Origin of the sequence: Reyranella sp. (assembly GCF_965279625.1) — a bacterium.
Taxonomy (GTDB): Bacteria; Pseudomonadota; Alphaproteobacteria; order Reyranellales; family Reyranellaceae; genus Reyranella.
In genome coordinates this window covers 3,195,933-3,208,719 of the sequence record NZ_OZ257251.1, presented here as the reverse complement: position 1 = coordinate 3,208,719, position 12,787 = coordinate 3,195,933, and the positions used below count along the sequence as shown (strand labels likewise).

The 12,787-nt window shown below is 65.9% G+C and carries 12 protein-coding genes; 7 read left to right on the top strand and 5 right to left on the bottom strand.

What is annotated here, in order from left to right; all coding sequences use genetic code 11:
- The first annotated feature begins 302 nt into the window (after window positions 1-302).
- From ACQY78_RS15560 to ACQY78_RS15550, 3 genes are all read left to right on the top strand, one after another.
- Window positions 303-2,099 carry a ribonucleoside-diphosphate reductase subunit alpha gene (locus ACQY78_RS15560; protein WP_428686399.1) on the top strand — a complete coding sequence of 599 codons (1,797 nt, stop codon included), beginning with the start codon at window positions 303-305 and terminating at the stop codon, window positions 2,097-2,099.
- A gap of 105 nt (window positions 2,100-2,204) precedes the next feature.
- A complete protein-coding gene (locus ACQY78_RS15555) occupies window positions 2,205-3,167 on the top strand; it encodes a ribonucleotide-diphosphate reductase subunit beta (protein ID WP_428676525.1) in 963 nt (320 codons plus the stop codon).
- 192 nt (window positions 3,168-3,359) lie between these two features.
- Window positions 3,360-4,337, top strand: coding sequence for a Bug family tripartite tricarboxylate transporter substrate binding protein (locus tag ACQY78_RS15550; protein ID WP_428676523.1), 978 nt, complete (start codon window positions 3,360-3,362; stop codon window positions 4,335-4,337).
- 27 nt (window positions 4,338-4,364) lie between these two features.
- Here ACQY78_RS15550 and ACQY78_RS15545 read toward each other — a convergent pair whose 3' ends face one another.
- Window positions 4,365-4,847 (bottom strand): hypothetical protein, encoded by a 483-nt coding sequence (locus ACQY78_RS15545; protein ID WP_428676521.1) that lies wholly within the window; start codon window positions 4,845-4,847, stop codon window positions 4,365-4,367.
- Window positions 4,848-4,938: 91 nt separating this feature from the next.
- On the opposite strand from ACQY78_RS15545, the gene ACQY78_RS15540 reads away from it, so the two are divergent.
- Window positions 4,939-5,526, top strand: a complete 588-nt coding sequence (locus tag ACQY78_RS15540; protein ID WP_428676519.1) for a hypothetical protein — start codon at window positions 4,939-4,941, stop codon at window positions 5,524-5,526.
- Between the two features lie 29 nt (window positions 5,527-5,555).
- On the opposite strand, the gene ACQY78_RS15535 is transcribed toward ACQY78_RS15540, so the two are convergent.
- Complete coding sequence (locus ACQY78_RS15535; RefSeq protein WP_428676517.1) at window positions 5,556-6,884, bottom strand: MFS transporter; 1,329 nt, start codon at window positions 6,882-6,884, stop codon at window positions 5,556-5,558.
- 84 nt (window positions 6,885-6,968) lie between these two features.
- On the opposite strand from ACQY78_RS15535, the gene ACQY78_RS15530 reads away from it, so the two are divergent.
- Window positions 6,969-7,928: a LysR substrate-binding domain-containing protein gene (locus ACQY78_RS15530; protein WP_428676515.1), complete on the top strand. Its 960-nt coding sequence runs from the start codon at window positions 6,969-6,971 to the stop codon at window positions 7,926-7,928.
- Here the strand turns inward: ACQY78_RS15530 and ACQY78_RS15525 are convergent.
- On the bottom strand, window positions 7,901-8,638 hold the full coding sequence (locus ACQY78_RS15525) for a pyridoxamine 5'-phosphate oxidase family protein (protein WP_428676513.1): 738 nt from the start codon (window positions 8,636-8,638) through the stop codon (window positions 7,901-7,903). The two genes, ACQY78_RS15530 and ACQY78_RS15525, sit on opposite strands and share 28 nt — an antisense overlap.
- 118 nt (window positions 8,639-8,756) lie before the next feature.
- Between ACQY78_RS15525 and ACQY78_RS15520 the strand changes: the two genes are divergently transcribed.
- Entirely contained in the window at window positions 8,757-10,301 is a 1,545-nt protein-coding gene (locus ACQY78_RS15520) for a PLP-dependent aminotransferase family protein (protein WP_428676511.1), read from the top strand.
- Window positions 10,302-10,332: 31 nt separating this feature from the next.
- On the opposite strand, the gene ACQY78_RS15515 is transcribed toward ACQY78_RS15520, so the two are convergent.
- Both ACQY78_RS15515 and ACQY78_RS15510 read right to left on the bottom strand, forming a co-directional pair.
- Complete coding sequence (locus ACQY78_RS15515) at window positions 10,333-11,013, bottom strand: siderophore-interacting protein (RefSeq protein ID WP_428686397.1); 681 nt, start codon at window positions 11,011-11,013, stop codon at window positions 10,333-10,335.
- Between the two features lie 65 nt (window positions 11,014-11,078).
- Window positions 11,079-11,774 carry an O-methyltransferase gene (locus ACQY78_RS15510; RefSeq protein WP_428676509.1) on the bottom strand — a complete coding sequence of 232 codons (696 nt, stop codon included), beginning with the start codon at window positions 11,772-11,774 and terminating at the stop codon, window positions 11,079-11,081.
- A 149-nt stretch (window positions 11,775-11,923) separates the two neighbouring features.
- On the opposite strand from ACQY78_RS15510, the gene ACQY78_RS15505 reads away from it, so the two are divergent.
- The gene (locus tag ACQY78_RS15505; RefSeq protein WP_428686395.1) at window positions 11,924-12,766 is read left to right on the top strand and encodes an AraC family transcriptional regulator; all 843 of its coding nucleotides are present in this window, start codon (window positions 11,924-11,926) and stop codon (window positions 12,764-12,766) included.
- Window positions 12,767-12,787: the final 21 nt, after the last annotated feature.

Below are 12,787 nucleotides of genomic sequence, written 5' to 3'. Positions count from 1 at the left end.
AAAACGCCGATTGAAACAGAATTTCAAACCTCTTTTTCTTCTTCGATTTCAGATGCTTAACCAACCATTCTTGAGATTCACAGACGGGGACTAAATTTCGCAATGACAGGCTCGGCGCCATCCGTAATATCTATGGATAGTGGGGAGCAGCCAATTGCTCCCAAGATGTAGGCTTCTTCCACAGACTGTTCTATCCACAACTGTGGACAAAAAGAAAAAGGGGACCGCAAGTGTTTGATGTCGTTCAAGTTCGAAGCGGTGCGCGGGTTGTTACCGATTCTTCCCGGGATGCCCGTCTCACCATTTTTGGCAAAGCCACGCTGAACGACCGGTACCTGCTGCCGGGCGAAAGCTATCAGGACATGTTCGCGCGAGTTGCTGCGGCCTATGCCGACGACGACGCCCATGCCCAGCGCATCTACGATTACATCAGCAATCTGTGGTTCATGCCGGCCACGCCCGTGCTCAGCAATGGGGGGACCAGCCGCGGCCTGCCGATCTCGTGCTTCCTCAACGAGGCGAACGACAGCCTCGAGGGCATCGTCGGGCTGTGGAACGAGAACGTGTGGCTGGCCGCCCGGGGCGGCGGAATCGGCTCCTACTGGGGCAATCTGCGTTCGATCGGCGAAAAGGTCGGCATGAACGGCAAGACCTCGGGCGTGGTGCCGTTCATTCGCGTCATGGACTCGCTCACGCTCGCCATCAGCCAGGGCTCGCTGCGCCGCGGCTCGGCCGCCGTCTACCTGCCGGTGAACCATCCTGAGATCGAGGAGTTCATCGAGATCCGCCGTCAGACCGGCGGCGACCCCAACCGCAAGGCGACGAACCTGCACCACGGCCTGCTGATCTCCGACGCCTTCATGCGCGCCGTGGAGAACGACGAGGAATGGGCGCTGGTCAGCCCCAAGGACGGCGCCGTGCAGCGCACCGTTTCGGCCCGCGCTCTGTGGATCCGCATCCTGACGGCGCGTGTGGAAACCGGCGAGCCCTACCTGGTATTCGTCGACCACGTGAACAATGCCCGTCCCGAGCACCACAAGCTCGCGGGCCTCGAGGTCAAGACGTCGAACCTGTGCAGCGAGATCACGCTGCCGACCGGCATCGACCATCACGGCAAGCAGCGCACCGCCGTCTGCTGCCTGTCGTCGCTGAACCTCGAGACCTATCTCGAATGGCACGAGCATCCGACCTTCATCGAGGACGTGATGCGCTTCCTCGACAACGTGCTGCAGAGCTTCATCGACACCGCGGGCTCCGACTTCGCACGCGCGACCTATGCCGCGATGCGCGAGCGCTCGGTCGGTCTCGGCGTCATGGGCTTCCACTCCTTCCTGCAGGGCAACGGCATTCCGCTCGAATCCGTGATGGCCAAGGTGTGGAACAAGAAGATGTTCAAGCACATCCGCGGCCAGTGCGACGAGGCGTCGATGACGCTCGGCAAGGAGCGCGGCGCGTGCCCGGATGCGGCCGACTTCGGCTTCCAGGACCGCTTCTCCAACAAGCTCGCGATCGCGCCGACCGCGTCGATCTCGATCATCTGCGGCGGCGCCTCGCCCGGCATCGAGCCGTCGGCGGCCAACGTCTACAACCACAAGACCCTCTCGGGTTCCTTCGTGGTGCGCAATCCGTACCTTGAGAAGATCCTGGCCCAGAAGGGCCAGAACGACGAGGACACCTGGACGGCGATCATGACCGACCAGGGCTCGGTGCGTAATCTCGACTGCCTCGACGATCACGAGAAGGCGGTGTTCAAGACCGCGTTCGAGATCGATCAGCGCTGGCTGGTCGAGCACGCAGCCGACCGGACGCCCTATATCTGCCAGAGCCAGTCGCTGAACATCTTCCTGCCGGCCGACGTGCATAAGCGCGACCTGCATCAGATCCACATGATGGCCTGGAAGCGCGGCGTGAAGAGCCTCTATTACTGCCGCTCCCTGTCCATCCAGCGCGCCGAGAGCGTGGCAGGCGAAGCCCTCGCCGCACCGCTCGGCGACCATGCCCTTACGGCGCCTAGAATCGACGCTCCCTCCTCTCTGCCGCTCGGAACGCCGCCGGGTCCGCAGAGCAATGACTACGAAGAATGTCTTAGCTGCCAGTAAACGAGCGTTGTCCCCCTGTCGCGTTCCCGGCGTTCGGGATCGCGGCAGGGGATTTTAATTTCAAGCGACCCCATTCATTCGCCCGACATATTGGACGCCCGCGCCATGTCACTTCTCGACGCCAAGCCGATCTACAAGCCGTTCCACTATCCGTGGGCTTACGACGCCTGGCTGACGCAGCAGCGCATCCACTGGCTGCCCGAGGAAGTGCCGCTGGCCGACGACGTGAAGGACTGGCGCAACAAGCTGACCGACAGCGAGCGCCATCTGCTGACGCAGATCTTCCGCTTCTTCACCCAGGCCGATGTCGAGGTGAACAACTGCTACATGCGGCACTATTCCCGCGTCTTCAAGCCGACCGAAGTGCAGATGATGCTGGCCGCCTTCTCGGCGATGGAGACGGTGCACGTCGCCGCCTACAGCCATCTGCTCGACACGATCGGCATGCCCGAGACCGAGTACTCCGTCTTCCTCACCGTCAAGGAGATGAAGGACAAGTACGACTACATGCAGGGCTTCAACGTCGACTCGAAGGCAGACATCGCCAAGACGCTGGCCGTGTTCGGCGCCTTCACCGAGGGCCTACAGCTGTTCGCCAGCTTCGCCATGCTGATGAACTTCCCGCGCTTCAACAAGATGAAGGGCATGGGCCAGATCGTGACCTGGTCGGTGCGCGACGAGACGCTGCACTGCAACTCGATCGTCAAGCTGTTCCGCACCTTCATCCAGGAGAACCCGGAAGTCTGGACCGAAGAGCTGCAGCGCGAGATCTACGTCGCCTGCTCGACCATCGTCGAGCACGAGGATGCCTTCATCGACCTCGCCTTCGAACTGGGCGGCATCGAGGGCATGACCGCGGTCGATGTGAAGCGCTACATCCGCTACATCGCCGACCGCCGCCTGACCCAGCTCAGCCTGCAGCCCATCTATCGCGCGGACGCCAAGAATCCGCTGCCGTGGATGGACCAGATGATGAACGCCATCGAGCACACCAACTTCTTCGAGAACCGCTCGACCGAATACTCCAAGGCGTCGACGCGCGGCACCTGGGACGAGGCGTTCACCTAGGCTTTGTTACCGGCCATTCTTCTCCCACCTCCCTCTGTGAGGAGGGATGTTGCGGCGCAGCGAAACCAGTCGATGCGCCGACGGGAGCCGTTGCTCCCTTCCATCATCCCGTAAGATCGATGTAGGCTTCCTCCGCTGAGCGTCCAGTTGCGTTGCGTGCGCGCGCCGTAATGAACTCTGGAGGCAGCCATCATGAAAATTCGCCGTCGATCGTTGGTGCACCTCGCCGTGGGTGCCGCGGCGTTGCCGCTCGTGCCCGGCCTGGCGCAGGCGCAAGCCTATCCATCGCGGACCGCCCGTATCGTCGTCGGCTTTCCCGCCGGCGGTGCGACCGACATCCAGGGGCGCCTGATGGCGGAATGGCTGACCGAGCGCCTCGGCCAGCAGTTCATCGTCGAGAACAAGCCCGGCGCCAGCGGCAACATCGGCACCGAGACCGTCGTCAAGGCCACGCCCGACGGCTACACGCTGCTGCAGGTCGTGACGCCGCATGCGATCAATGCCGCGCTCTATTCCAATCTCGGCTTCGACTTCATGCGCGACATCGCGCCGGTCATCTGCGCCGCGCGTCTCGCCTACCTCGTCGTGGTGAACCCGTCGGTTCCTGCGAACACGCTTCCCGAGCTCATCGCTTACGCCAAGGCCAACCCCGGCAAGATCAACTACGGATCGGCAGGCCAGGGCACGCCACAGAACATCGCCTGCGAACTCTTCAAGATGATGACCGGCGTGAACCTGGTCCATGTTCCGTACAAGGGCGGCGCGCCGGCCGTCGCCGATCTGATTTCGGGCCACGTGCAGGTGGTCTTCGCGCCGTTGTCGGAATCCGTTCAGCAGGTCAAGGCCGGGAAGCTGCGCGCGCTGGCGGTGACGACCAAGGCGCGACTCGAGGTGCTGCCGGACGTTCCGCCGGTGGCGGACTTCGTGCCGGGTTACGAGGCGAGCGGCTTTGCCGGCATCGGCGTGCCCCGGGGCACGCCGCTCGAGATCATCACTTTGTTGAACAAGGAACTGAACGCCGGACTCGCCAGCGACAAGATCAAGACCCGCATCGTCGAACTCGGCGGCACGGTGCTGGGCGGCACGCCGGCGGAGTTCGGCGCGATCCTCGCGGACGCCACGGAGAAGTGGGCGAAGGTGATCAAGTCCGCCGGCATCAAGGCCGAGTAGCCGGCCGCTGATGCCGGCCTGGCCTTGCTACTTCTTGAAGAAGACCTTTTCGCAAACCGAGGTCGCGAAATCAGTCGATATCGCGCGGGCGCCGCCCGAGAGCTTGGCGAGCCCGATGAGGCCGCCGCCGGACGTTATCTCCTGCACGTAGTATTCGGACGCAACGCTGTTGTCGGCGGTATTGACCAGTTTCACCTCGCCCGCAACCTCGTGGTTGTCGCCGAGCAGCATCACCATGCCACTGTTCGCGAGTTTGAAGTTATCGACGCGGACCTGCATCTCGTAGCGTGTCGGTCCGGTCGCGCACTGGCTTGTCTTCAATTCGAGCGCCGACTTGAGGGCCTGAAGATTCTCCTCGGGAATGTTCCCGGCGCGGCTCGTGACGGTGACGCTTCCGATCGATGCCTGTGCCGCCGTCGCGGGCGCCCAGGCCTGAATGGGTTTGACCGGTTGTGCGCAGGCCGCAAGCATCAGAGTGGCAGCAGAGGCCGCGATAATCCGTGTGAACAAGCAATCCCCCAACTCTGATTTCTACGCTTGGACAATCCAAGTTTGTCTCAGTAGAAAAGTTTCTACCGTGGGGCGTAGAGGTGGCGCAACGATGCAATCGAGCGTGAATGTTCCAATTGTTTCTCTGTTTGCGATCGCCCTGTTGGCGGGTTGCACCGTTTCCGACGCCTCGTCTTCGAACCCTTCTCAGACGGCATTATCGTCGGTGCAGGGGACGGGAAGCGTACGAATTTCCGGCCTTTCGAATCTTCGCCAGACGGCTCTCGTCCTGACGGATCAATGCCGCACTGCAAGTTATGAAACCGATCGGCAGGCGTTCGCCCAGGTCGCGCTCATCAAGGGCCTCGAAGATTACGCGGCGGCCTTTCCGAACGGAATAGCCGTGGATGTCCAGCCGATGTCGCTGCGCATGCGGTGCCACAGTTCGGGCCTCGCTGCCCTCCTGAGCTACTGCGAGGCGGAGGCGAGAGTTGGTCTCACGGCAGGCGGTACAACCCGCGCCAGCCAGGTGGTCAGCGTGAACGTCACGAAGGAGGCTTCGGAACGCGCCCAGCTGGGCCTCGCCTGCATCAGCACGATGCCCGCGGTCACCGCGGCGGTCGACAAGGCGCTGACGGACGCGATCGCGGGTCTGCAGGCCGATCTGACGGCGCAAACGGGTATTGCCGCGCCGCGATGACCGGTCCGTTGCCGGGGCCGTTTGCGGCGTCACGAGCGGATCTTCCCCGACAAGAGAAAGAAAGCCGACCCCGCACCGACGAACGCTGACGAAGCCGCCACGCCAAACATCGTTGCGTAGCCGCTCCCCGACGGCTCCTGGCCGAGAGCCGCACCCAAGGCCCCGATCCCGAGGGCAAAGCCGCCTTGGCGCATGACGATGGTGAGCGCCGAGGCCATGCCGGCCAGGGCCGGCGGCGCCAGGGTCACGACCGCGCCCGACAGTTGCGACTGCACGAGCGCCGCGCCCGTCGCGATCACGGCCATGCCGACGAGCGCCATCGTCCAGGTCGGGTTCAGCGCCAGGGCGATATCGCCGGCGGCGATCAGCGATAGCCCGCAGGTGAACAGCGCTCGCCATCCCCACTCAGTTGCCAGGCGACCGGCGAGCGGCGGCAGGACGACCATCGGCAGGGTTGCGGCGAGGAGGGCGACGCCGGCCTTCGTGGTGGAGAGGCCGAAGGTCGTCGTCAGGAACAGCGGCAGATAGACCAATACGGCCCAGTAGCCGATCGACACGGTGATCAGGAGGAGCGCAACGGCGATCATGGCGGGCTGCGTCAGCAGCGCGGGGTCGAGGACCGGCTGCGGCCGGCGTCGCTGCTGCACGACGAACAAAGCGGCGAGGATCAGGCACGCGCCCGTGCCCGCCGCGAGATGTATCGCCGTCCGGCCCGCCAGCAGCGTCTCGATGGCGAGGCCGAGCGCCAGGGTGAGCAGGGCGACGCCCAGGGGATCGAGGGGCCGCGCGTCCGCGGCGCGCTCTTCCGCGACGAGCCGCGGCACGATCAACGCAGCCAGAAGGCAGAACGGAAGGTTGGCGAGGAAGATCCAGCGCCAGCCGAACCAGTCGGCGACCGCGCCGCCCAGGGTCGGCCCGATCGCCATCGCCACCCCGGAGACGATGCCCGCGAGACCGAAGGCCCGGGCGCGGTCTGCCGGATCGGGATAGGCGCTGGCGGTCAGCGCGATCGAGCCGGTGATCACGAACGCCGCCGCGAAGCCCTGCGCCGCCCGCGCGGCCCACAAAGAGGGTCCGTCCCAGGCCAGCCCGCAGGCGAGCGACGCCACGGCGAACAGCGCGTTGCCGATCAGCAGGGCGCGTCGCCGCCCGTAACGATCGGCCAGCGCGCCGGCGGCCAGCAGCGTGGCGGTGAAGGCCAGGCTGTAGGCGTCCATCGTCCAGGCATAGGCCGCGAGGCCGAAGCCGAGATCGTCGCCGATGGTCGGCAGGGCGACGACGACGGCCGTGACATCGAGCTGGGTGAGGAAGCCTGCGAAGGAGAGGGCGAGGGCAGGGGTGCGGCGGAAGGTTTTCATGGCGCCCAGTGATGCCGCCTCGCGCGCGCGGGCCCGAGCGCCAAGCATTCACTTCGACATGAATGTGGTTCATGATGGGATAAAATGCGCTCCCTCCCACCCTTCGACGCCCTCGTCGCCTTCGATACGGCGCTGCGTCATCGCAGCATGACGCTTGCGGCGGCTGAACTCGGCATGACGCAGAGCGCCGTCAGCCACCGGCTGCGCCGGCTCGAAGCCTATGTGGGGGCGCCGCTGCTCCATCGCTCCAGCACCGGTCTCAGCGCGACGCCGGCCGGCACGGCGCTCGCGACCGGCCTTGCCGACCTGCTCGATGGCCTGTCCGATCTGCGCGCGCGCTGCCGTGCCGTTGCCGCGCCCTCAGGGCTCAGGGTCGGCGTGGGGGCAGCGCTCGCCGACTACTGGCTGGTGCGGCGGCTGCCGGCCTTTGCCGCCGCGAATGCCGGCCTGGAAGTAGAGCTCGTCATCGTCGAGAGCGAGACCGAGCTGCGGGCCTCCGACATCGACGTCCAGATCCTCTGGCAACCCACCGCGACGGCGCGGTCCTCCTCGACCCAGCGGCTGCTGTTCCAGGAGCAGGTCTTTCCGGTCTGCGTTCCGGGCTTGCTGCCCCGCGGCCGGACGCTGCGTGACCCTAAGGCGCTCGCGACGCTGCCGCTCCTGCACAAGGGAACACCCGGCCGCGGCCAGGGCGCGGAATGGTCATGGCCTGTCTGGTTCGAGCGGCTGGGCATTGCAGGCAAGCCCCCGGCGGCGGCGCTGCGCTTCGGCACCATCCACACGGCGATCTCGGCGGCCTTGCAGGGCGCGGGCGTCGTCATGGCGCGCTCGCTGCTGGTGCACGATGCGTTGAGGGACAGGCGGCTGGTGCGCGTGCTGCCCTCGTCCTGGGACATGCCGTCGAGCAAAGCCCACATCGTGCGCTGGCCCGCCGCCCTGACGGGCGACGAGCGCGTAAGTCGGTTCGTGTCGTGGGCGGTCGGGGAGGCCGAAGCCACCACCGGCCGCCGCGCGGCTCAGCCTTCGCCGAAGGTCCGCTTGTAGGTCTTGGTCATCAGCTCGTCGAAGCGCGAGCCGGGTACGAAGTCGGACATCTCGTCCGGCCGCGTGAGGCCCGGAAGCTGTCGCGCGCAGTCTGACGGTTCGCCGAGAACCTGCGTGATCGGATACAGGGCCGACCAGGCGGGAACGCCCTCGTAGTCTTCCTCTTCGTCCGAGACATGGGTGTTGCGGATCTTGCCCGACGCCGTCTCGATCTCCATGCCGATCATGGTTGTCGCCTTGAACTCCTGCTTGTTCGGCTGGCGAATGAGCTTGGAGCGGCCGGGATAGATGCGGTCGATGAAGCGGTCCATCAGCTTCAGCTTCTCTTCCGGATCGTCGATCACATGCGCCTTACCGAAGGCCATGACGGCGCGATAGTTCACCGAGTGATGGAAGCCGGAGCGCGCCATCACCAGTGAGTCGAGATGCGTGACCGTGAGGCAGACGTCGACGCCTTCCTTCTGGCTACGGATCATGCGGCTGGCCGACGAGCCGTGCCAGTAGAGGTGGCTGCCCTCGCGCCAGAAGCCGGTGGGCGTGCAGTAAGGCCGGCCGTCGATCACATAGGCGATGTGGCAGACCAGGGCGGCATCGAGGATCGCGTGGATGGTCTCCTTGTCGTAGCGACCGCGCTCGTGGACGCGCTTCACCTTGTTCACATTGGTGACGGGATAGCTGTCGGGGGGCGTGACTGAATCGGGAGGGCTCATGGCTTGACCTTTGGCGCACCGGAAAAGGGGTTGCTTGCCGGCAGACCATCGTCGCGATACGGATCAGGCGAAAGAGCCAGTTTGGCGGAAAGAGACTGGACCAGTTTTGAAGCCCCGCATGACGCCCCGCACGAAGCCCCGCTCCCGCCGCGCTCCGCCGCTTGGTCTCGCGCTCGATTCAACCTCGCCCGAGCCGCTGCATCGCCAGATTGGCGAACAGATGCGGCGCGCCATTCTCGAACGGCGGCTGAAGCCCGGCGCGCGCCTGCCCTCGTCGCGTCAGATGGCAGAGGATCTCGACTGCGCGCGGGGCACGGTCGTGCTGGCCTTCGATCAGCTGGTCGCCGAGGGCTACGTGGTGAGCCAGGCCGGGTCGGCCATGTCGGTCGCGGCCAACCTGCCCGACGAGATGCTGACCGTGACGCCGGCCGGCGGCTCGCTCGGGCGCACCGCCGCTACCCGGCCCGCCGTGGCCCGCCGTACGCGGGCGCTGTTGGCCGAGACGCCAGCGCCCGTTCCCGCCGGTCCGCCTCTGGCGTTTCCGACCGGCCAGCCGGATCGCGAGGCATTCCCCTTTGCGCTGTGGGCCAAGCTGCTGGAACGCGAGTGGCGCCGGCCCGGGATCGAGGCGGCGAGCGCCGTGCATCCGTTCGGCCATGCCGGCCTGCGCGAGGCGATCGCGACCTATCTCGGCGTGGCGCGCGGATTCACCTGCGATCCGGCCGAGGTCGTGGTCACGACGGGAATCCGCCACGGGCTCTCGCTGTTCGCCCAGGTCGTGCTCGATGCCGGCGACACGGCCTGGATCGAGGAGCCGGGCTTCGTCGGTGTTCGCGAGGCGCTGGCGGGTTCAGGCGTCAAAGCCGTGCCGGCCGCCATCGACGAAGCGGGTTTCTCGCCGGAAGTGGCGCGGGCACTGGCGCCCGACGCGCGCCTGGCGGTCGTGGCGCCGGCCCATCATTTTCCGCTCGGTACCGTGCTCGGTCTGCAGCGCCGGCTCGAACTTCTGAGCTGGGCCGAACGAGCCAAAGGCTGGATCGCGGAGGACGATTTCGACGGCGAGTACCGCTACAGCGGCCGGCCGCTCGCGCCGCTGCGCGCGCTCGATCGCGCCGGCCGCGTCGCCTATTTCAGCAGCTTCTCCAAGCTGCTCTTCCCCGCGCTTCGGTTGAGCTTCCTCGTGCTGCCGGCCTCGCTGGTCGAAGCAACCGAACGCATCATGGATCGCGTCTCGGTGCGGGCGCCGCTGATGGGCCAGGGCGCGCTCGCCCGCTTCATCGCCGACGGCCATTTCGCCACGCACCTGCGCCGCACCCGACAGCTCTATGCCGGCCGCCGCGAGGCGCTGCTGCAGGCGGCCGCGCGGCATCTCGACGGCCTGCTCACGGTCGCCCCCGATCCCGGCGGCATGCACGTGATCGCCAGTCCCATCTCGCAGATTGCCCGGCGCTTCGACGATGTCGCCGTGACTGCGGCGGCGGCGGAAAAGGGGCTGACTGTCCAGCCGCTCTCGGTCTGCTACGCCGGGCGTGCACGGCGCCACGGCCTCATCCTGGGCTATGCCGGCACGCCCGAAGCGGAGATCGACCGCGCTCTGGTGAAGCTGCGCGACGTGGTTCTGAGCGGGGCCGGCCGCTCCAAGCGCAGGCAGCGTCCTGCCTGAAGCTCTTCCCCCTCGAGTTGGAGGTACTCGTTCAGTCGAGGCCGGCCTTGCCGGGAGCCCAATAGGCCTTGGCGACGATGCGCGTGGCGGGCACGGCCCGGCGCTTCAGCGCCAGCCGGAGCCGTTGAATGGTGGAGGCCTTTCCCGTCAGCACGAAGGTCGGCCCGGCGGCGTCAAGCGCAGGGAGCGCCGCTTCGATCCCCTCGATGTGTGCACCATCCTCTGTCCTGCCAAACAGCGTGACGTCATCGAGGCCGAGACGCGCCATGATCCGGCGGCTGGCGTCGACATCATCGACCTCGAACAGGCACGCGATGGTGCCCGTCCGATCGTGGGACAGGAGCGCGCGTGCCAGTCCGATCGAGGTTTCATCGCCAAGGAGGGCAAGCGGACCCGCCACGGCGCTGAGATCCAGCGAGTGGCGTGGCCCGAAGATGTCGCACGCATCGCCGGGCTCGAGGTCGCGAACCCATGCGCTTCCCGGTCCGTCGCCGTGCGCGTAGCCGAGGATCCGGGTCCGACCGGCAACCGGGTCCCATTCGATCGGCGTGTAGGTTCGCGCGACGAATGCCGACCCCATTGCAATCTGTATCTTCTGTCCGGGCGTCCATGCGATGCCCGCCAGTGCCGGGCCTTCCAGAGTGATCAGCCGGAAGCGATCGGCAATCGTCTCAACCGCGGTGACGGTCGCGTGTCTCATGAACAGGCGCACCAAGGCTCTGCTCAGCCGGCCAGGGACCCTGCTCGCCGCGCGTTCGGGCGATCCTATCGCGAGGATCACGCGGTCCTCACGGTGAATTCGTTGCCACGCCCTTCGTCGACGGGGAGTGGCTGCGAAAGGTACCCGTTCGCGGGATTGCGGACATAGTCCAGATATTCCGGGTCGAAGGCGTTTTCCCCGAGGACGACGGCGCCGGGCTTCAGGCGGGGTTCGACGAGCTTCAGGACCGGAAGATAGAGCGTGAATGCACCATCGATCAGCAACAGGTCCACGCTGTCGCCGGCATCGCGGAGCGTCTCGAGCGCGTCGCCTTCGCGGATCTCCACCAGATCGGCGAGACCCGCCGTGTCGAGGTTGGCGCGTGCGCACGCCACCTTGGCAGGCTCGAGTTCCGTGCCGATGAGACGGCCGCCGCCATTATCGCGGAGCGCGGCGGCGAGATAGATCGTCGAAACCCCCATCGACGTGCCGAACTCGACGATCCTGGTCGCCTTGCAGGCGCGCGCGATCGTGTAGAGGAAGCGGCCATAGGCCGGCGAGACGGCAAGGAAATTGTCGGCGCGGTCGCGATAGATCTTCCGATAGTCCGCCCGCTCCTCAGCGAGCTTTCCAGCGATCATCTGCTCCAGTGTGGTGCCGGACGCGTCGATCTCCGCCATGACTTCGGCCATGTAACCGAGATCCGCCGCTTCGGCGCCCTGGTGAAGCTTGTCCAAAACCTGGGCGAGACACCCGCTGCTCAGTGAATTCACGAGGATTCCTTTCCGATCACGGACGCCGGGGAGGCGTCGACTTGTCCGTATCGATCGGATAGAGGAAACCAGTTGTGGCGTCATTCCGAAGTCTGGACAGATTATTATTCAATCTGGCCAAATCCATTCTCCTGACGGACAGTAAGACGATGCCCATCCTTGCCGACCCTTCTGACTGGATCGATCCCGATGAGGTGCCCCGTCCGATCGTAACCTTCGGGGCCGCGATGGCCGGGGTCGGCAGGATCGAGTTGGATCTCCACAGGCACAAGAAGGGACAGGTGCTGTTCGTTCAGCGCGGCGCCCTGAGCTGCGAGGTCGAAGGCGGGTTATGGATCGTGCCGCCCCGCAGCGCCGTCTGGATTCCCGGCGGGGCGCTCCATGCGATTACAGCGACCGGCGGGCTCGAAGGCTTCGCCGCCTTCGTCGATCCGGCCGTCAGCCGAAGTCTGCCGGAGACTTGCTGCGCCGTATCGGTGACGCCGCTGCTGCGCGAGCTTCTGATCCGCTCCGCGCACCTGCCCGCTCTCTATGATGAAGGCGGTGCGAACTCGCGCCTGGTGGCGGTGCTGCTCGACGAGATTGCGGCGGCGCAGATCGAGGATCTTCATCTGCCGATGCCGATCGACGCCCGGCTCCGCGGGATCGTGGATCTGATGATGGCATCGCCGTCGGATCGGGGAACGTTGGAGGTTTGGGCGAAACGGGCGGGTCTGAGCGAGCGGACCCTGGCGCGGATGATCAGCCGGGAAACGGGCATGAGTTTCGGGCGCTGGCGGCAGCAACTCGGTGTCATGCTTGCCGTGAAGTGGTTGGCGGGGGGCGCGTCGATTCAGCAGGCCGCGGCCGACCTCGGCTACGAAAGTGTGCCAAGCTTCGTGACCATGTTTCGCAAGGCACTCGGGACATCGCCAGGACGCTACATGGCAGAGCGACGGCCCGGGAGCTCTGCGAACAGGCTGGATTCACCGACAGAGGCCGTCCGGAAATAGGGATCCAGAAATGCCCGGGGA